Below are 18,112 nucleotides of genomic sequence, written 5' to 3' on the forward strand. Positions count from 1 at the left end.
TCAGATGCGACCCACGGTGATCGTCGGAGCGGTGCGCACCCCTGTCGGAAAGCGCAACGGTGGGCTGGCCGGCACGCATGCCGCAGACCTGTCCGCGATCGTGCTCAACGAACTGATGGAGCGCACCGGAACCGACCCCGGCATCGTCGACGACGTGGTGTGGGGCTGCGTGTCGCAGGTGGGCGATCAGTCCTCCAACATCGGCCGGTACGCGGTGCTGGCCGCCGGCTGGCCAGAACACGTCCCGGCAACCACCGTCAACCGGGCCTGCGGCTCCAGCCAGCAGGCGCTGGACTTTGCGGTGCAGGCCGTGATGTCGGGCCAGCAGGACATCGTGGTCGCCGGCGGCGTGGAGGTGATGAGTCGGGTTCCGCTCGGCGCGGCCCGGGCCACCGGCGAACCCTTCGGCCCGAAAGCACTGGCCCGCTATGACGGTTTCGTGTTCAACCAGGGCGTCGGCGCCGAGATGATCTGCGAGAAATGGGGTTTCGACCGAGCCCAGGTCGATGAGTATTCGGCGCGCTCGCACGAGTTGGCCGCCGCCGCCCAGGACATCGGTGCGTTCCGCGATCAGATCGTCCCGGTCGCGACCGACGGCGGCGTGGTGGACGCCGACGAAGGCATCCGCCGCGGCACCACCGCCGAGAAGCTGGCCGGGCTCAAGCCGGCCTTCCGTGCGGACGGATTGATCCACGCCGGCAACTCGTCGCAGATCTCCGACGGCGCCGCAGCGCTTTTGGTGATGAGCGAGGACGAGGCCACCCGGCGCGGGCTGACCCCGCTGGTGCGCTACACCGCCGGCGCGGTAACCGGCGCCGACCCGGTGCTGATGCTCACCGGGCCCATCCCGGCGACTGCGAAGGTGCTCAAGCGGGCCGGACTGGGCATCGACGAGATCGGCGTCTTCGAAGTCAACGAGGCCTTCGCCCCCGTGCCGATGGCGTGGCTGGCCGAGACCGGCGCCGACGCCAAGCGGCTCAACCCACTCGGCGGGGCGATCGCATTGGGTCACCCGCTCGGTGCATCGGGGGCGGTGCTGATGATCCGGATGATTCACCACATGCGCGACAACGGGATTCGCTACGGCCTGCAGACCATGTGCGAAGGCGGCGGCACCGCCAACGCCACGATCGTCGAGCTGTGTGGTTAGGGGACTGTTCATGCGGCGCGACCTGTTCACGCAAGACCACGAGTCATTCCGGGCCTTGGCCCGAGACTTCGTCGAGAAGCACGTGGTGCCCGAATACGCCAACTGGGAGAAGGCCGGCCGGATGCCCCGCGAGGTGTTCGAGCACCTGGGATCGCTGGGGATGCTGGGGATGGCCATTCCCGAGGAGTACGGCGGCGCGGGCGTCGAGGACTATCGCTACAACGTTGTGCTGCAAGAAGAGGCGGCGCGCGCCCTGGTCACGCTGTCCACGGTGCGCACCCAGCTCGAGGTGATCCTGCCGTATTTCCTGCACTACACGAACGACGAGCAGCGGGCGCGCTGGTTCCCCGGGATGGCGGCCGGCAAGCTGCTCACCGCGATCGCGATGACCGAGCCCGGCACCGGATCGGATCTGGCCGGGATGCGCACCACGGCCGTGCGAGACGGCGACGACTACATCCTCAACGGCGCCAAGACGTTCATCACCGGCGGCATCCAGGCCGACCTGGTGATCGTGGTGGCCCGCACCTCGACCGACCCCGACAACCGTCGCAGCGGGCTGACCCTGTTGGTGGTCGAGGAGGGCATGGCCGGCTTCGAGCGCGGCCGCGAGCTGGACAAGATGGGCTGCAAGGTCCAAGACACCGCCGAGTTGTCCTTCACCGATGTGCGGGTGCCGGTGGCCAACCGGCTGGGGGCCGACGGCGAGGCCTTCAGCTACCTGGGCCACAACCTCGCCCAGGAGCGGCTCACGGTGGCGGTCGGGTCGGTCGCGCAGGCCCGCTCAGCCCTGGCCGCGACCATCGACTACGTCCAGAACCGCAACGTGTTCGGTTCGCCGGTCGCGTCGTTCCAGAACACCAAGTTCGAGTTGGCGGCGGTCTCCACCGAGATCGAGGCGGCCCAGTGCATGCTCGACCGGGCGGTCGCCGACCACGTCGAGGGAGTGTTGTCGGGCGCCGACGCCGCCCGCACCAAACTGTTCTGCACCGAGATGCAGGCCCGGGTCATCGACCGCTGCCTGCAGCTGTTCGGCGGCTACGGCTACATGATGGAATACCCGATCGCCCGGCTGTACACCGATGCGCGGGTGGCCCGGATCTATGCCGGGACCAGCGAGGTGATGAAGATGATCGTCGCCAAGTCGCTGGGTTTGTAGGCCGGGACCCCACGTTTGTGAGCGCGTAACCAAAATTTGTTTGATGAGACCCTTGTCACAGCAGGCCTAACCAACCTACTGTGTGTTCACTTGGTTGGTTAAGCGAAGGAGACCGGTGACGTCACCCCGGCCGTACGCCACACTCCTCGCCAAAGGCGAGGACCGCAGGCAGCGGATTCTGTTGGCGGCTGAGCACCTGCTGGCGCGTAATGGCTGGCGCAACACCTCGCTGGCGCAGATCGCCCGCAACGCCGGCGTCAGCGCCGCCGGCCTGTTGCACCATTTCGCCTCCAAGGAGCAGCTGCTGCACGCGGTGCTCGATGCCCGCGACGCCGACGACGACATTCACGCCGACCGCAGCGGCGACCTCATCGAGGAGATCCAGCGGGTTGCCGAGCGGTTCACCCGGGCGCCCGAGCTGGTCGGCACGTTCACCGTGCTGCTCGCCGAGAACGTCCTGCCCGAGGCGCCGCTGCACGACCGGATGCTGCACCGGTACCGCAGCGCGCTGGAGATCGTGGCCGACCTGATCCGGCGCGGCATGGACGACGGCCGCTACCGCACAGACCTCAACGCGACCGCCAAGGCCGCGGAGATTATCGCCTTTATCAATGGAATGGAGATGTCATGGCTGCTGGATCCCTCAATACCTCTGACCGAAGTGTTCGCGGGGTACGCGGAAACGTTGGCCCGCGACTTCGCTCCGCAGGAAAAGGACGCCCGGCGGTGAGCGGGGCCGGGGAGCAGGACATGCGCTACCGGTTCGACATCGTGGGCCGCAGCGTCGTCGACGTCGTGATGGCCGCCGGCGGCTGGCTCTATGACCGCGCGACGGCCGGCTGGGACGTCACGGTCTTGATCGATGACGCCTCCAAGGAGCAAGACACCCGGCCCCTGGAGATCCTCGGCGCCAAGGTGCTGGACCTGGCATCGGTGCTCACCCAGTGGGAGCACTGGCCGCACCCGCAGACCATCGCGGTGTGCGCCGAGATGTTCGACGGCCACGCTCAGGTACGCCAGGGCGTGATCGACGCCCTGGAGCACAGCAGCACCGAGGTGACGTTGTGGGGCGACGTGCCGGCCGAATTGGACAGCGACGTCGACGCCCGCCACCATCGGCTCAGCGCGGCCGCTCGCGCCTTCAAGGCGCAGGCGCTGCGTGCAGCCGGCATCGACCCGGCGAGTTCGCACGCCTGGGACGCCCACATCGAGACGTTCCGCTGCGGGCCGGCGGCATGTACCTCGGTCGCGGCGGACCTGAGCCCAGCCAGCTGAGGGGCGCGGGCAGCGCGCGACCGAAATGACGCCTGACCCACTGGCCCGCTCCCTGGTGCTGGTGACCGACTATCGGGTGCCGGATCCGGCCAAGGTCTGGCCGCTGATGCAGCGACACCGCGACAGCCTTGCCCACCTGGGCGCCCATCACGTGCTGGTCTACACCTCGACCGTGGATCCGGGCCGGGTGCTGGCGGTGATGGCGATCCACGCCGCGCAGCCGGTGGTCGACCTGCTGCGCGATGAGGCCTTCATGGCCTGGTTCGACGCCGTCGGCGTCAGCGACATCCCGGCGGTATTCGCCGGATCATTGGTGGAGCGCATCGATCTCACCGACCCGCAGCTTGAACCGCCGGGTGTCGTCGTCGCAGCAGTGGCCGAAGTCGGCGACACCCAGGCGTTGATCTCCCACGTTCATGCCACCGAGAAACACTTCACCGCGGCCGGTATCCGAAAGATCCTGATATTCCAGGCCTTCGACAACCCGCGCGAGATCTTCATGCTGCAGGAAGCGGACGACGAGCTCGGCGCCGGGCAGTGGATCAACGAACCCGAATTCGCCTCCGAGTGGATCACCCGAGCCGGCGTCGGGATCTACCCGCCGGTGTTCGTCGGGCGCCTGGCGCATCTGATGCGCGTCGGCGACGAATCCGAAGCGGCCGACGAGCCGGCCAGCTAGTCGCTGGCCGGCAGCGGCTTGGCTTCCTTGATGCTCAGCGGCACGGTACCGATGCTCAAGGTTCCGGCGCCGGCCTTGGTCACCAGCACCTCGGCGCCGGCGTCGTCGACGTAGCGCTTGCCCATCACCGCGCCGCCCGAGAAGTCCGGGTCCAGTGTTGCCCCACCGGAAGTCGTGTCGTCCAGCGGCACCATCGGGGCGCCGCCGGCGCGCAGATCATCGAGGCTGTCGGCGGTCTTGACGACGATGACCTGGGTGTCGCAGACCTGACTCTTCAGGCGGGTGCCGGACTTGATCATTGCGCCCCTTCGGCATTGGCGGTTTGCAGTGCGTCGATTTCAGAGACGAGTTCCCGGCGTAACACCTTGCCGGTCGGGGTGGTCGGCAACTCCGACCGAAAGACGATCCGGTCCGGGGTGCGGGATCCGCGCAGCTGCTGTCGAACATACTCGCGCAAGGCCTCGGAATCCGGCGACGCACCCGGTACCGGTACCACGCACGCGACGATGATCTGTCCCCACTCCGGGTCGGGCGCGCCGACCACCGCGACTTCGCGCACCTCGGGATGTTCGACCAGCACGTCCTCGATCTCGGCGGGGGCGATGTTCTCCCCGCCCCGGATGATGGTGTCGTCGGAGCGCCCAACGATGAACAGATAGCCGTCCTCGTCGAGCACAGCAAGGTCGCGGGTGGGGAACCAGCCCTCGGCGTCGAGCACCGATCCGATGCCGGTGTATTTGCCCGAAACCTGTTCGCCGCGCACGTACAGCTCGCCGGGTTGTCCGGCTTCGAGCACCCGGCCTTCGTCGTCGCGGATGACGGCTTCGATCCCGGGCACCGCGCGCCCGACCGACCCCAACCGCTTGCGGACGGCTTCCTGGGTGGACGCGTAGGCGGTTCGGTGGTCTTCGGGGGTCAGCACCGCGACCGTCGAACTGGTCTCGGTCAGACCATAGGCATTGACGAAGCCGACTTCGGGCAGCAGGTCCAGTGCCCGGCGCACCAGCGGCAGTGCCACTTTGGAGCCGCCGTAGGCGAGGTTGCGCAGAGTGGCCAGCGGGGTCGGGCGGGATTCCAGCTCGGAGACGATGCGCTCCAACATGGTTGGGACCACGGTCGCGGTGGTCACCGCCTCGGTGTTGACCAGCCGGATCCATTCCGAGGCGCTGAACCGGCGCAGATAGACCGCTTTGCGACCGGCGTAGAGATTGCTCAGCGCCGCGCCGACGCCGGCGATGTGATACGGCGGAACGCAAATCAGTGCGGCATCCGACGGATCCGCGGAGCCGAACTCGACCGTCTGTGTCACGTAGCTGGTCAGGTTATTGTGCGTCAGCTCAACGGCTTTGGGCGCCGAAGTGGTCCCCGAGGTGAACAGCACCACCGCCACGTCGTCGGGGTCGGGCCACTGTACCGTGGGCGTGGCGGTCTGAGCGCGGGCGCAGAAGGTGTCGGAATCGATTACCGCGACGCCGATATCGCCGGCCTCGCCGATCATGTCGCGGTATTCCTTATCGACCACGACGAGCGGCTGCGGCAGTCGCTCGATCAGCTCGCGCAGCGCTTGGCCGCTGAGCCGGTAGTTCAGCGGTGCGAACGGCCGCCCGGAGCGCGCCGCGGAGAACAGCAGCAGCGGCAGCATGTCGCCACCCATCCCGACGTAGGCCACGCTGCCGGCGCCGGTCTCCTCGATCACTCCCGCGCCGGCGTCGGCGAGGGCGTTGAGCTCCGCGGTGGTGTAGCGGGTGGTCTCGGAGACGACCGCAACCCGATCCGGGTCGGCGGATACCGCCATCTCCAGCAGCAGCGAAATGCTCACCGTTGCGCCCTCCGAACAGCCATGAGAACGACATTATCATTTTTCGGTAGTTTCGATATCGTACGGGCCGTGGCAACACCGCCGCTGGGTACGCTCACGTGCAACATGATCGAAACGGTCGACCTGGAAGCCGCTGTGCCCGACGCCGCGCCCGGCGCCGGGATCGCCATCGCGACAGGTGCTCGCTTCGACACCGCGCACGCCGAACACTGGCTGCAACACGCCACCTTCACCCTCACCGAGTCCGCGACGACGGACCGCCGGGTGATCACCGTCGCCTCGGTGCCCGAGGCGCTGGCCGAGGTCGCCGAGCGCTGCGCGCGCTGGCCGCAAGCCGCGGCGATCTGCGACGACGTGCTTCGCGCGGTGGACCCGGGGGCGCCGGCCTGGTCCGGGGTGGTCACCGAATCGCTGGCCTACTCGGTACTGCAAGCCGGCCCGGAGTTCGCCGACTGGCTGGCGGCACGCGGCCCGACCACCGTGCCGAAGATCGCCGACCCGCTGCTGCTCGACCGAGACGGCGACACCCTGCGACTGCGCTTCAACCGGCCGCAGCGCCACAACGCCTTCGACAACGCGACGCGGGCCGTTCTGCTCGACGGACTGGCCGTGGCCGCGGCCGACCCCGCGATCGACGAAGTGGTGCTCAGCGGAGTCGGACCGTCGTTCTGCAGCGGCGGCGACCTCGCCGAGTTCGGCGGGTTCACCGATGTGCCCAGCGCCCACGTGGCCCGCACCCGGCACAGCCCGGCGCTGGCGCTGGACGCGCTGACCGCTCGGCTGGGCGCGCGTTGTCGCGCCGAGATCCACGGCCAGGTGCTGGGCAGCGGCCTGGAGATGGCCGCCTTCTGCGGCTGGGTGCGAGCACACCCGGCCACGGTGCTGGGTCTGCCCGAGCTGAGCCTCGGGCTGATCCCGGGCGCGGGCGGCACGGTCAGCGTCACCCGCCGCATCGGCCGATGGCGCACCGCTTATCTCATCCTGTCCGGCCGCACCGTCGACGCGGCGACCGCGCTGCGATGGGGCCTGGTCGACGAGATCGTGTCGTGACTGCCGAGCAAGCCTGGGGTGCGTCCGGGCTGGCCTGGCTGACCGGTCAGCCCGACGGCCGCCCGGATTTCTCCCGGGCCGCGGTGCTGCAGCGCGCCACACACGTACTGCGCCGCTTCAGCGCTGCGACCGGTGTGGGGGCCGATGCCGCGGAGCTATTGGCCGGGCGAGCCGGGCTGCTGGGCTGGACGCGTTCCGGGCGAGTCTCGGCCGGGGGAGCCTCGCGGTTGCTGGCCGCAGCAGACGGGAGGTGGGCGCTCACGCTCTCGCGCGCCGACGACCTCGACGCGGTGCCCGCCCTGATCGAATCCGAGTGCTCCGATCCATGGGCGGGGATCACCGGCTGGTCTTCGGCGCGGCCGGTGGCCGAGGTCGTGGCGCGGGCGCGGCTGCTGGATCTGCCCGCCGCCGCGCTGGGCGAGACCGCCCCCGGAGCGCCGGTGGTGCGCCGAGTCGGCCCGCCGGGCCCGGCCCGCGGTCTGGCCGGTGCGCTTGTCGTCGACCTGACTTCGCTGTGGGCCGGGCCGTTGTGCGGGCGTCTGCTCGCCCAGGCTGGGGCGACGGTGATCAAGGTGGAAAGTCCGTCGCGCCCGGACGGCACCCGCGTCGGAACCAGCGCCTTCTTCGACTGGATGAACAGCGGAAAGCTTTCCTGCGCCCTGGATTTCGACCGTGATGCCCGGGATCTGGCCCAGTTGTTGGCGGCCGCCGATGTGGTGTTGGAGGGCTCGCGACCGGCCGCCCTGGCCCGCCGCGGCCTGGGCCCGCTCGACGTGGCCGGCCGGCCCGGACGGGTATGGCTGCAGATCACCGCGCATGGTGCCGAGCGCGGCTACGTCGGGTTCGGCGACGACGCCGCGGTCGCCGGCGGCCTGGTGGGTTGCGACGCCGATGGCGGCCCGGTGTTCTGCGGAGACGCCATCGCCGACCCGTTGACCGGGATCGAAGCTGCTGCGGCGGTAGCTGATTCGTTGGCGCGCGGCGGCGGCGAGGTGATCACGGTGGCGCTGGCCGCCGTCGCCGCCAACTACGCCGCCTCGCCGAAACACGCTCCGGCTGGTGAGGTTTCGGCCCTACCGCCGCCCTGTCCCCGCATCGAGGGCGCCGGGCCGGCGCTGGGTGCCGACAACGCCCGCATCCGCGATCTCATGGCGGCGCGGTGCTGATCCAGCGAGCGGTACTGCTCGACGGGTCGCGGGTCGACATCCGGCTCGGCGACACCATCGAGGAAATCGCACCGGCATTGACGGCACGCCGCGGCGAAGACGTCCTCGACGTAGGCGATGCGACCGTGATTCCCGGACTGCACGACCATCACGTGCACCTGCGGTCGGCGGCCGCGGCGCTCGATTCGGTGTGCCTGGGTCCGCCGCAGGTGCGCACCCTCGACGAACTGGCCGTCGCACTGCGGGCCGCTACCCCCGGCTCCGATGGCTGGGTGCGTGGCTACGGCTACCACGAATCCGTCGCCGGCGAACTCACCGCCGCACTGCTGGACCGCTTCGCACCGCAGTTACCGGTGCGGGTGGCGCACCGCAGCGGCGCGCTGTGGGTGCTCAACTCGGCCGGCCTGGCCCGCACCGGGATGGCCGACCGGCCTGACGGGCGACTGCTGCGCGCCCACGGCGATCCCGCGCCCCGGCTCCCACGCCGCGAACCCTCGCTGGCCCGGTTGAGCCGGCAGCTGGCGGCCCGCGGCGTCACCGGAATCACCGACGCCACCCCAGGCCATGGCGACGCCGACATCGCCGCGTTCGCCGGCGCGCGCGGCGGCGGCGAACTGCTGCAGCGGCTGCACTGCATGGCGCCGGCCGGGGCCGCCGCTGCCTCCGGGATCACCCTCGGGCCGGCCAAGATCATCCTCGACGACGCAACCCTGGATCTGGATGCGCTGTTAAACACGGTGTCCGACAACCACGCTCGCGACCACGGCGTGGCACTGCACTGCGTCACCGACGCCCAGCTTACCGTCGCCATCGCCGCATGGCAGGCCGCCGGAGCGCACCCCGACGACCGCATCGAACACGCGGCGGTCGTACCCGAGGACCGGCTGGTCGACCTCGCCGCACTCGGGATCACCGTCGTCACCCAGCCCAACTTCGTCGCCGAGCGCGGCGACGACTACCTCGCCACCATCGAACCCGAGTGCCAGCACGAACTGTGGCGGGTTGCCTCATTGCAGCGCAACGCGATTCCGGTGGCGCTGTCCACCGACACGCCCTTCGGCGACGGTGACCCGTGGGCGGCCATGCGCGCCGCTGTCCACCGGACCACGCCCAGCGGCGCCGTGCTGGGGCCGGGGGAGCGGATCTCGGCTGGTGCCGCCTTGCAGGGGTTCACCGGCCATGGCGATCGGCCCGCCACACCGCGCCGCATCGCCGTCGGTGAGCCTGGTGACCTATGCGTGCTCAGCGGTGATCCGCTTGCCCTCGACGCCGACCTGGTGGCGTTCACGATCGTCGCCGGTGCCGTGGTCCACGGCGGTCGGTAGCCTGGCTAGATAGTTTGCGAGTTTCGAGAGAGGCATCGATGACGCGCACGGACAGTGACAGCTGGGACTTGGCCACCAGTGTGGGGGCGACCGCGACCATGGTGGCCGCGCAGCGCGCCCTGGCCACCTCGGGACCGGACAAGCTGATCAACGACCCCTGGGCGGCGCCGCTGGTGCGCGCGGTGGGCATCGACTTCTTCACCCGGATGGTCGACGGCGACATCCCGGTCGTCGAAGGCGGCGAGTTCGACCCGATCCGGATGGGCCACGGCATGGGCGTGCGGACCCGATTCTTCGACGAGCACTTCCTGTCGGCGACCCGCAGCGGCATCCGGCAGGCGGTCATCCTCGCCTCCGGGTTGGATTCCCGCGCCTACCGGTTGGACTGGCCGGCGGGCACGGTGGTCTACGAGGTAGACCTGCCGGAGGTGATCGAGTTCAAGACCACCACGTTGCGTGATCTGGGTGCCGAGCCGACCGCCGAGCGGCGCACCGTGGCCATCGATCTGCGCGACGACTGGCCGACCGCCCTGCGGGCCGCCGGATTCGATCCGCAGGCACCGACGGTGTGGAGCGCCGAGGGGCTGCTGATCTACCTGCAGCCCGACGCCCAGGACGCCCTGTTCGACACCATCAAGTCGTTGAGCGCACCGGGCAGCCGGGTGGCCTGTGAGTTCATCAGCGACACGTCGGTCTTCGCCAGCCCGGCCTGGCGCGAACACCGCGAGAAGATGTCGGCGCTGGGGTTCGAAGTGGAGATCGGCGACCTGATCTACCACGGCGAGCGCAACCACATCATCGAGTACCTGACCGGCGCGGGCTGGACGGTGACGGGCCGCCAAGTCCGCGACCTCTACGCCGAGTGCAGCCTGGAATACGGCGATGACGAACTGGCGATCGCGTTCGACGACATGACCTACTTGAGCGCCGTTTTGCCTGGGCCCGCGGTATGAAAAGGGTCACAGCGGGTGGGCGGAAGACGTTGACCGTCGGATGTGGTGTGTGGTGCCCCCAGCAGGGCTCGAACCTGCGACCTGCGGATTAAAAGTCCGTAGCTCTACCAACTGAGCTATAGGGGCCGTGCTGGAACAGAATACTGCCTGCCCGATCGTGCTCGATGAGGGCCGGGTTTGAGGATTCGGGCTCCTGTGCCCTAAGCTAGCCAAGCTCCCAACGTGAAGCGTTGTGAGTGCCTCGGAGAGATTCGGTTCTGGCCCCCATCGTCTAGTGGCCTAGGACGCCGCCCTTTCACGGCGGTAGCACGGGTTCGAATCCCGTTGGGGGTACTCGCAAGCGGCGGAAATGCCGGGAGTGAAGCAGTACAAGCAAGGCCCTGTGGCGCAGTTGGTTAGCGCGCCGCCCTGTCACGGCGGAGGTCGCGGGTTCAAGTCCCGTCAGGGTCGCTTTTATTACGGCGAGGCACCTGGTGCCTTCCGGCCAGGTAGCTCAGTTGGTACGAGCGTCCGCCTGAAAAGCGGAAGGTCGCCGGTTCGATCCCGGCCCTGGCCACAGAGTGAACCACCTGGTGACGGGTGGTTTTCTGGTTTCTGGGGGCGTTTGCTGCGGCGTTCCCGATGACCCACAGTGACCCATTCCGAATTTAATCCCCGGTCCGGCGACCCCGATGACCCACGACGCTGGTGACTTCGCGTCCTTCTCCTTCGGCTGCTCCGTCGTGATGGCCGAGAGCACCGTCGCGGCCTCGGCCAGGGAGTCGTTGTGGTGGAAGCGGCTGTGGCGGTGGTTGAACGGTCACCGCTACTGACCGTCCGCAGATAGGAGCCCCGTCTCCGGGAATGGGAGGCCAAGATTGTGCGTGCGTGGGTTACCTTCACACGACCGATAGGGGAAACAGATGGCCGACATCGAAGTGCACCGCCCCGAGATCCTCGACTTGCTCCGGGACGCCGACTGCCACTACGGCAACACTCTGCGCGACGAAGAGGCCGGACTGTCCGTCCCGGAGGCCGCCGCCAAACGTGACGGGGTGAAGCCCAGCCGGATCATCGAGTTGCGTCGCGCGGTGCACCAGGTAGCCGGCGGCGAACATTCCCGCGTCACGAAGTGGGCCGAGCACGAAGACGCGGTGTTGCGGGCACTGCTGCACTTCGACGCCACGATGACACCGGAGCTGCGCCGGTACTTGTACGCGAGACTGGCAGCGGTGCAGTCGGAGTTCGGTTTGCCGACGACCACTGAGAAGCTCGCTTGCCGGACCCGCGGCGCGCAGGCGCGGCGCACGCGGGTAGCTGCGCCGAGCGTTGAACAGCTCACGGCTCCCGAGGCGAGCCCGGAACCGGACCCCGCAACGGACCACTCCGGGGCGATCGACACCGATCCGGCATCGGAGGTCTCGACAGCGGTCGACGAGGCGGGCGAACTGGGGTACGCCAACGCCGAGGACAACCAGCTCGTCGACGCCCTGGCCATGGAACGGGCTCTCGAGGAGGCCAAGCGTCGGTGGCCGACTGCGACGGTCGAGCGGATGCCGCACAACAACCCCGGCTACGACATCGAGGTGCGCCACCCGGCCGGCGACATCCACTTTGTCGAGGTGGAGGGAAGCCGCTCGCCGGACCCCTGCTTCTTCATCACGGCCGGTGAGGTGACGTACTCGCGGGCGCACCCGGATCGGTACTCGCTCTGGATCTTCCACGCGATGGACCTTGAAACGGGAACCGCGACGTTGACGGCACATGACGGGCCGGTCACTGAGACGCACTTCGACCTGCGGCCGGTGCAGTACCGGGGGCGGTTCACGGGGGCTGGCTGAACCGGTCGCCTCGACGACCACAACCCGCTGCGCAGTAGTCCGGAGAGGACAGCACTGCCCGGCCGCTTCGGCCACGGCTGGGACATCATGTAGGCCATCGCGGATCGGGAAGCGCGGACCAACTTCGATCTCGGTCCGTGCTACCGCGACGGACTGCACCCGCCCACCAAGGCCGGTCGTCAGCAGTGCCGCACCAGCGGTCCGGCAAGCCGCGCGGACACTGGCACCAGTCGGCCGACCTCGGGCGCGTCACCGCCGACAGTTGCGCGAGACGAGACCGCCGCCGCGGAGGTTCGCCAACGTCGTGCGGTCTCAGCCCAGCGGTACCGACCCGACAAGGTCCAACTCCTGCTGGTGGCGCAGGCACCGCCTGCCGCCGACGACTGCTACTTCGACTTCCCCCATGTGGCGACACTTCCGGTCGGTGGCCCGGGCCATCCTGCCGCACACCGAACCCACCCGGACAACAAGGCGTCCCTCCTGGCCCAGCTGCGGGATCGTGGTGTGTTCCTGATCGATCCACCCAGTTATAACGCGAGTTCGTCGTCCTCGTCGAGGTCCTCGCCTGGCGGTGTCTTCCCCGCCCACAGCGCCGCGTCCTGCCGGCGTAGGAACTCTGCGTAGTCGGCCTCCGCCCGCTCCGACTCGTACCGCCTGTTCTCCTTCTCACGGCGGCGTTCCTCCCGCTCCCGAACGCGCTCATCGAACGCGGGACGGTCGCTGACCCACAGCTGCGCCATCGTCCGGCAGTCGGGGCACACCTCGTCTTCGGCGGTGTCGAACGGCACCGGGAACACCAGCCGAACCCGCCGGCCACACGCGGCCTCCTCGGAGCGGTAGGACTCCAGGAAGATCGGCTCGTGCGGCTTCGGCTTGTCCAGCCACTCGGGTCGATGCGTCCATCGCGGCTGCACGCCGGGCGGGTCGAACAGCAGCGCGTGCACGGGGCCGATGTCGTCGGGCACCTCGGGGTACCTGCCCAATCTGTCCTCGCCGATGGCGTACCTGCGCGCCGCTGCCCATGACCCGGGAACCTTCACCTCTCCAGGGTGACACCTGATGCCGACAACTTCGCGGAGGTCAGCCGCCGCCGCTCGAACCGGCTATGCCAGAGCGACGTTAGCGGCGTACTCGGAATGCCCGCCGACGATGTTGGACACGTCGTGGTCGATCAGGTTCGCGTGGGATGCACCGAACCCGCGGCGGCCGACCGCGACGCTCCCGCCCTGAGCCACCGTGTACAGGATCTGGAGCACCTTGTCCCTGGTCGAGTGGTAGTTGTTTACCTCACCCGAGACTCCCTCGCTGAGGGTCCGCCAATCTTGATTGCGCCCGACCGCGGCGCCCAGGGTGTGCATGGCCGTGATCCTGGGTCCGCCGGACTTACCGGCGAGGGTCTGCGCGGCGACGATCATGGCGCGTGCGCCCAGGCTGTGGCCGACCAGTATGAACCCGTCACTCTTCGTACGAGCGATGATGCCTGCTAGCGCGACACCGGTTCGGTCCGCCCGCACCTTCGCCACGTGCCATGGGTTCTTCGCCAGGTCCAGCGCGATGAGCGCCGGAGCGACCGGCCCCAACTTCTTCGCAGCGGCTTTGCCCGCCTTCGCTGCGGCTACGGCGGCCGCTCCGATTCCCTGCTTCACCCCGAGATTCTTCGCCACCAGAATCCCTAGTGCGGCAAGCTCCTTGCTTCCCCAGCGGAGCTTGTAGATCGGTGCGTCCGGGTACCGCTTCTCGGCCAGTTCCACCATGGCCCGCCAATCGGTCGACTTCTCCGTGGTGAACCCTCGGGCCAAAATGACGGGTGTCCCGGTGCCGGGGCGGAAGAGTTCGATCGCGAACGACTTGTCCTCGCCGACATATGCATTGGTGAAACGCATACCGACCGCCGAGCCCAGCGCTCCGCCGACGGCGGCCACCACGTACGTTCCGCCGACCATTCCGAGACCACCTGCGGCGACCGCGCCGCCTCCGAGAAGCGCGAGCCCCGCACTCCCGGCGGCGGCACCGTTGAGGCCCAGGAACATCGACCCGATGGCACCGCCGATCGCCGGCGCCGCCACGATTCCAGCGGGGATCGCGAACCCGGCGCCCAGGACACCCGCCGCCGCCATGGTGGTGCCCTTCGCGAGATTGGGCTTGTCGTACTGGAACAGCTGCTCGTAGTCCTCGAGAGCCTCGATCGTCTCGGTCGCCCTCTCGAAGCTGGGAATCTCGTGCTTGTGCTCGGCGCAGAACCGCGGCGTGCGTACGGCACCGAACCGCCGGACCGCCATGTTGGTACACGTCGGCGCGACGCAGCGGGCCGTCGGCGAACCGCAGGATGAGCAGAGATAGGCGGTCGTCAGCCCTGTGGCCTCGACCTTGCGGTGGTCCGTCAACTCGAAGCACGCCGAGCACCAACCCTTGCGCACCTCGGTACCCAATCGATCGATCAGCCCCGCGATCTGCTCGATCACCTTCTCGTGCCCATCGGCACGCTTGCGCAACTCGTCGCTTCCATCGGCCCCGTCGGAGCGTCGATACGCGTACTCGAGTTTCGCGTACGACCAGGCATTGTGCACCAGAGCAACGTTCTCGATCATCACTGCATCGCCGGTTCGGGTGGGCTCGACATCTTCCAGACCACCTGACACGCGAAGAAGCCGACCCTCCAGTGATCGCACCTCTGACTGGATCAACGCACCCGACGGCTCCGAGTAACGAACAAACCTCACCGGCTTCCACCCTTCCAGAACGACAGAGCAGCACCACTACCGCCAGCGCCGGTATCGACGCGTCGACCGCGGAGTTGTGACTGCCATGGGTCAGCGTATTTCAGCGTTCTGACAGGTTTAGCGACTGCGTATCAGCGTGCGGACTAGAAGCGCCGCGGACTTGATCGTTCTTCGGGCGCCGCTCTGGACGAACAAGTCGCGCTCCGAGGTTTTGCTGCCGCTCACGGCCCCGTGGCGGTGGCATGGTTGCTGGGGTTGTTGGCTGCCCTCGTGAGTCAGTCCGCCGAGCGCGTATGGACGCGAGGTACGGAAATCGTCGCGGTTGCCTCCTCGCTCCGAGAGGTGGAGAGTCCATCCCGCTGCGATTGCCTCTGAAGGGAACCATGCCACGATGGCGAAGGGCGTGACACTCAAAACTGAAGTGCTGCAACACTGTTTGAAACTCTTACTGCATGAACTTCAAGTCCGCCTTGATCGCCGCATTGGTCGCCGGTGCTGCCGCGCTGTCCGCGTGCGGTGCGCCGGAGAAGCCCGTGCGCGTCACCCCGGCCGCAGCGGCCGTCACCACGGCGCCGGTGCGGGTGCCGACGCCGGAGTGGGTGAACGTGGACGGCAAGGGCAACTACGAGCCGTTCGGTTACACAGCTGCCGCCGGTATGCGCATCCTGCACAATGGCACGGACGGCCGCGAGAAGATGTGCTCACCGGTCGCGACGTGGTTGAACGGCACTGGAAAGCGGAACGCGACCGCATCTTCAACCTTCCGCTTGGGCAAGGACCACCGCCGTACTGCGTGTGGCTACCGCCCGGCCGGAGAGCTGTGGGAGCGGATCTACGGCGGCTGTTGAATGGCGCCACCCAGTCGCCAGCCGTTCCGCCGCGAGTGGTTCGCCTCCGAACGCGCTGCGCAGCGTCGGATCGCACGGTCACTCACCCGTGACGCGAACAGCGGCGGGGAGGTTGCCGAGGACGTGATCGACGACCGTCAGACCCACCGGCACGCGAGTTACGGCGGCGGGTGGTGGGACTGAAACCGACTGCGCACTCAGTACGCCCCGCTCACCCAGACGTAGGCGCCTCCCCCTGCCGACGTGCAGGTGAGGACCCCGTCAGAGGCTTCGAGCCGCGCCTTGGCGCCCGGGTTCGTACAGGGCTGCCCGATCGCGTCCCATCCGATGGTGGGGAGAGGCGGGGCGTTCTCGTCCACCCAAATCAGGTTCTCTCCGCTGCATCCGAACCTCCCGTCAGGTGACGGTGCACCTGGACTGGTGCACGGCATGCCGGCGGAGATGGACGGGGACGCCGCCGTCGTCGTCACCAGGGTCGGGGTCGAAGTGACCGCGGGCGTCGCCGGCTTACCCTCCCCGACGTAACCGCTTCCGTCCCAATGCAAGTCCGTGTCGGTCCATGTCCCCGCGGCACACGAGGGTGTGCAGTCGTTCTGGTGTTCGCGAAGCACGTATCGTCCGTCGACGCCGGGACCGATCAGCTCGGTGTCGAGCATGTCCTCACCGATGGTCCTGAACCCCTGTGCGGTCGGGACCAAGACCAGAACCATTGCAGGGTTGTGAGCTCCGCCGCCGTGGTAGCGAATGAAGAGATTGCCGGTCAGATCGGTCGCTGGCTCGGGAAACTCGAACCCGTAGCCGAACTTGACGGGAATCGGCATGAGAACCGAGCCGGCAGCGGTCACAGCGGAGACGCAGCCGCCGTCGCCGGCCGCGGCGCCGTACGACGGTGTCTGAGGGATGACGAAAACCCGCATCCGGCCCAGATAGGGATGCTCGAGGTCGTGGCGAGCGGTGGCGGTGGTGCCTGGGCAGCCTGCGTTTGGTGATGGGCTGTCGGGCAGCGGCGCGGCCTGCGCCGATGACGGCGGCGTGTTCACCGGAGGGGTTACGGCGGCCGTTGTCGAAGTCTCCGCCGGCGCCGCGGCTTCGTCGCTCCCGCCTCGCATCGCGTACACCCCGACCGCCGTCGCAGCGACCGCCAACGTCGCCGCCACCGCCGCGGCGATGGGGACCGTCCTGGACTTCGGCTGCGGTGGCGGCGCGGCCTTCGCCGCGGCCTTCCGCACCTGCGTCGGCGCGTTCGACGGCTGCGTGGCCGCGGCAATGGTCGGCGCGAACGCCGCGACGTCGCCGCCGGCGGCCTCCTGCAACGCCGACACGAACTCCGCGCACGACTGGTACCGGTCGCCCGGCTCCTTCGCCAGCACCCGCTCGAAGACTCCGTCCATCGACTCCGGCAGATGCGGGTTGACCGCGGCGATGGACGGCACCGGCTTCGTCAGGTGTGCGGACATCGTCGACGCGATCGAGGTCCCCGTGAAGGGCGGCCGTCCGGCGAGGAGATGGAACGCGGTGCAGCCCAGGGAGTAGATGTCCGAGCGGTTGTCGACCTCCTCGCCCTCGATCGCCTCCGGCGACATGTACTGCATCGTGCCGATGGTCATACCCGTCGAGGTGAGGCTCGTGGACTCACCGGCCGCCTTCGCGATGCCGAAGTCCGCCAGCTTCACCGACTCGACCTCGTCGCCGTCCATCGCGAGCAGGATGTTCGCCGGCTTCACATCGCGGTGGGTGATCCTCTGCTTGCGCCAGGCGTAGTCCAGTGCGGCGCCCGCGCCGCCGACCAGCTGGACCGCGAGGCCGGGGTCGAGGGCATCCTCCTTGATCAGCTCGGAGGCGTCGGTACCGTCGACGTACTCCATCGTGATCCACAGCCGGCCCTCGAACTCACCGCGGTCGTGCAGCGTCACGATGTTCGGGTGGCTCAGCTGCGCCAGCAGATCGGCCTCGCGCTGGAACCGGACCTTGAAGTCGTTGCTGCGGGAGACCCCGGCATCGAGCAGCTTCAGCGCGTCCTGCCTGGGCAGGCGCGGGTGCTGGACCAGGAACACCTGGCCCATGCCGCCGGCGCCGAGCTGACGGATGACGCGGTACTCCACGATCTCGGTGACGTCCACGAGGAGAGTGTGGCAGGCCCGGCGCCGG

General features: G+C 68.6%; 18 protein-coding genes and 4 tRNA genes. 16 read left to right on the forward strand and 6 right to left on the reverse strand.

Features of this window, described 5'->3' with window-relative positions; genetic code table 11:
• Positions 1-4 precede the first annotated feature (4 nt).
• From MJO54_RS04105 to MJO54_RS04125, 5 genes are all read left to right on the forward strand, one after another.
• Entirely contained in the window at positions 5-1,150 is a 1,146-nt protein-coding gene (locus MJO54_RS04105) for a thiolase family protein (protein WP_064887895.1), read from the forward strand.
• A gap of 10 nt (positions 1,151-1,160) precedes the next feature.
• Positions 1,161-2,309: an acyl-CoA dehydrogenase family protein gene (locus MJO54_RS04110; RefSeq protein ID WP_064887893.1), complete on the forward strand. Its 1,149-nt coding sequence runs from the start codon at positions 1,161-1,163 to the stop codon at positions 2,307-2,309.
• Positions 2,310-2,424: 115 nt separating this feature from the next.
• The gene (locus MJO54_RS04115) at positions 2,425-3,039 is read left to right on the forward strand and encodes a TetR/AcrR family transcriptional regulator (protein ID WP_046282600.1); all 615 of its coding nucleotides are present in this window, start codon (positions 2,425-2,427) and stop codon (positions 3,037-3,039) included.
• A 20-nt stretch (positions 3,040-3,059) separates the two neighbouring features.
• Positions 3,060-3,584 carry a hypothetical protein gene (locus MJO54_RS04120; protein ID WP_064887920.1) on the forward strand — a complete coding sequence of 175 codons (525 nt, stop codon included), beginning with the start codon at positions 3,060-3,062 and terminating at the stop codon, positions 3,582-3,584.
• 25 nt (positions 3,585-3,609) lie between these two features.
• The gene (locus MJO54_RS04125) at positions 3,610-4,263 is read left to right on the forward strand and encodes a hypothetical protein (protein WP_064887891.1); all 654 of its coding nucleotides are present in this window, start codon (positions 3,610-3,612) and stop codon (positions 4,261-4,263) included.
• Here MJO54_RS04125 and MJO54_RS04130 read toward each other — a convergent pair.
• Together MJO54_RS04130 and MJO54_RS04135 are read right to left on the reverse strand one after the other, a co-directional pair.
• A complete protein-coding gene (locus tag MJO54_RS04130) occupies positions 4,260-4,562 on the reverse strand; it encodes a hypothetical protein (protein ID WP_065152840.1) in 303 nt (100 codons plus the stop codon). The two genes, MJO54_RS04125 and MJO54_RS04130, sit on opposite strands and share 4 nt — an antisense overlap.
• Positions 4,559-6,082, reverse strand: a complete 1,524-nt coding sequence (locus MJO54_RS04135) for a class I adenylate-forming enzyme family protein (protein WP_240175692.1) — start codon at positions 6,080-6,082, stop codon at positions 4,559-4,561. Before MJO54_RS04135 ends, MJO54_RS04130 begins: the two co-directional genes overlap by 4 nt.
• A gap of 105 nt (positions 6,083-6,187) precedes the next feature.
• On the opposite strand from MJO54_RS04135, the gene MJO54_RS04140 reads away from it, so the two are divergent.
• The 4 genes from MJO54_RS04140 to MJO54_RS04155 are packed head-to-tail and all read left to right on the forward strand — an operon-like array spanning position 6,188 to position 10,576.
• On the forward strand, positions 6,188-7,132 hold the full coding sequence (locus MJO54_RS04140) for an enoyl-CoA hydratase/isomerase family protein (RefSeq protein ID WP_240175693.1): 945 nt from the start codon (positions 6,188-6,190) through the stop codon (positions 7,130-7,132).
• A complete protein-coding gene (locus tag MJO54_RS04145; RefSeq protein ID WP_051190181.1) occupies positions 7,102-8,298 on the forward strand; it encodes a CoA transferase in 1,197 nt (398 codons plus the stop codon). Before MJO54_RS04140 ends, MJO54_RS04145 begins: the two co-directional genes overlap by 31 nt.
• On the forward strand, positions 8,292-9,623 hold the full coding sequence (locus MJO54_RS04150) for an amidohydrolase family protein (RefSeq protein ID WP_240175694.1): 1,332 nt from the start codon (positions 8,292-8,294) through the stop codon (positions 9,621-9,623). Before MJO54_RS04145 ends, MJO54_RS04150 begins: the two co-directional genes overlap by 7 nt.
• A 38-nt stretch (positions 9,624-9,661) precedes the next feature.
• The gene (locus tag MJO54_RS04155; protein ID WP_240175695.1) at positions 9,662-10,576 is read left to right on the forward strand and encodes a class I SAM-dependent methyltransferase; all 915 of its coding nucleotides are present in this window, start codon (positions 9,662-9,664) and stop codon (positions 10,574-10,576) included.
• A gap of 50 nt (positions 10,577-10,626) precedes the next feature.
• Here the strand turns inward: MJO54_RS04155 and MJO54_RS04160 are convergent.
• Positions 10,627-10,702: transfer RNA gene (locus MJO54_RS04160), tRNA-Lys, on the reverse strand.
• Positions 10,703-10,836: 134 nt separating this feature from the next.
• Between MJO54_RS04160 and MJO54_RS04165 the strand changes: the two genes are divergently transcribed.
• From MJO54_RS04165 to MJO54_RS04185, 5 genes are all read left to right on the forward strand, one after another.
• A tRNA-Glu gene (locus MJO54_RS04165) sits at positions 10,837-10,909 on the forward strand.
• Positions 10,910-10,952: 43 nt separating this feature from the next.
• A tRNA-Asp gene (locus MJO54_RS04170) sits at positions 10,953-11,026 on the forward strand.
• Between the two features lie 32 nt (positions 11,027-11,058).
• Positions 11,059-11,132 (forward strand) — tRNA-Phe (locus MJO54_RS04175).
• Positions 11,133-11,247: 115 nt separating this feature from the next.
• The gene (locus MJO54_RS04180; protein WP_240175696.1) at positions 11,248-11,388 is read left to right on the forward strand and encodes a hypothetical protein; all 141 of its coding nucleotides are present in this window, start codon (positions 11,248-11,250) and stop codon (positions 11,386-11,388) included.
• 90 nt (positions 11,389-11,478) lie between these two features.
• A complete protein-coding gene (locus tag MJO54_RS04185) occupies positions 11,479-12,396 on the forward strand; it encodes a protein NO VEIN domain-containing protein (RefSeq protein ID WP_240175697.1) in 918 nt (305 codons plus the stop codon).
• A 527-nt stretch (positions 12,397-12,923) separates the two neighbouring features.
• Here the strand turns inward: MJO54_RS04185 and MJO54_RS04190 are convergent.
• Positions 12,924-13,436: a hypothetical protein gene (locus tag MJO54_RS04190; RefSeq protein ID WP_240175698.1), complete on the reverse strand. Its 513-nt coding sequence runs from the start codon at positions 13,434-13,436 to the stop codon at positions 12,924-12,926.
• A gap of 63 nt (positions 13,437-13,499) precedes the next feature.
• Entirely contained in the window at positions 13,500-15,035 is a 1,536-nt protein-coding gene (locus tag MJO54_RS04195) for a DUF726 domain-containing protein (RefSeq protein ID WP_240175699.1), read from the reverse strand.
• A gap of 533 nt (positions 15,036-15,568) precedes the next feature.
• On the opposite strand from MJO54_RS04195, the gene MJO54_RS04200 reads away from it, so the two are divergent.
• Positions 15,569-15,964: a hypothetical protein gene (locus MJO54_RS04200; RefSeq protein WP_240175700.1), complete on the forward strand. Its 396-nt coding sequence runs from the start codon at positions 15,569-15,571 to the stop codon at positions 15,962-15,964.
• Positions 15,965-16,147, forward strand: a complete 183-nt coding sequence (locus tag MJO54_RS04205; protein WP_240175701.1) for a hypothetical protein — start codon at positions 15,965-15,967, stop codon at positions 16,145-16,147. It abuts the gene before it with no gap.
• Positions 16,148-16,161: 14 nt separating this feature from the next.
• Here the strand turns inward: MJO54_RS04205 and MJO54_RS04210 are convergent, their stop codons facing one another.
• The gene (locus MJO54_RS04210) at positions 16,162-18,084 is read right to left on the reverse strand and encodes a serine/threonine-protein kinase (RefSeq protein ID WP_240175702.1); all 1,923 of its coding nucleotides are present in this window, start codon (positions 18,082-18,084) and stop codon (positions 16,162-16,164) included.
• Positions 18,085-18,112 lie beyond the last annotated feature (28 nt).

Source organism: Mycolicibacter virginiensis (genome assembly GCF_022374935.2).
In the GTDB taxonomy this organism is placed as follows: Bacteria; Actinomycetota; Actinomycetes; order Mycobacteriales; family Mycobacteriaceae; genus Mycobacterium; species Mycobacterium virginiense.

Excerpts from the sequence above, each read along its gene's own strand:
- MJO54_RS04105 (WP_064887895.1), top strand. The coding sequence starts at position 5 with ATGCGACCCACGGTGATCGTCGGAGCGGTGCGCACCCCTGTCGGAAAG.
- MJO54_RS04110 (WP_064887893.1), top strand. The coding sequence starts at position 1,161 with ATGCGGCGCGACCTGTTCACGCAAGACCACGAGTCATTCCGGGCCTTG.
- MJO54_RS04120 (WP_064887920.1), top strand. The coding sequence starts at position 3,060 with ATGCGCTACCGGTTCGACATCGTGGGCCGCAGCGTCGTCGACGTCGTG.
- MJO54_RS04125 (WP_064887891.1), top strand. The coding sequence starts at position 3,610 with ATGACGCCTGACCCACTGGCCCGCTCCCTGGTGCTGGTGACCGACTAT.
- MJO54_RS04130 (WP_065152840.1), bottom strand. The coding sequence starts at position 4,562 with ATGATCAAGTCCGGCACCCGCCTGAAGAGTCAGGTCTGCGACACCCAG.
- MJO54_RS04140 (WP_240175693.1), top strand. The coding sequence starts at position 6,188 with ATGATCGAAACGGTCGACCTGGAAGCCGCTGTGCCCGACGCCGCGCCC.
- MJO54_RS04145 (WP_051190181.1), top strand. The coding sequence starts at position 7,102 with ATGGGGCCTGGTCGACGAGATCGTGTCGTGACTGCCGAGCAAGCCTGG.
- MJO54_RS04155 (WP_240175695.1), top strand. The coding sequence starts at position 9,662 with ATGACGCGCACGGACAGTGACAGCTGGGACTTGGCCACCAGTGTGGGG.
- MJO54_RS04180 (WP_240175696.1), top strand. The coding sequence starts at position 11,248 with ATGACCCACGACGCTGGTGACTTCGCGTCCTTCTCCTTCGGCTGCTCC.
- MJO54_RS04185 (WP_240175697.1), top strand. The coding sequence starts at position 11,479 with ATGGCCGACATCGAAGTGCACCGCCCCGAGATCCTCGACTTGCTCCGG.
- MJO54_RS04200 (WP_240175700.1), top strand. The coding sequence starts at position 15,569 with ATGAACTTCAAGTCCGCCTTGATCGCCGCATTGGTCGCCGGTGCTGCC.
- MJO54_RS04205 (WP_240175701.1), top strand. The coding sequence starts at position 15,965 with ATGGCGCCACCCAGTCGCCAGCCGTTCCGCCGCGAGTGGTTCGCCTCC.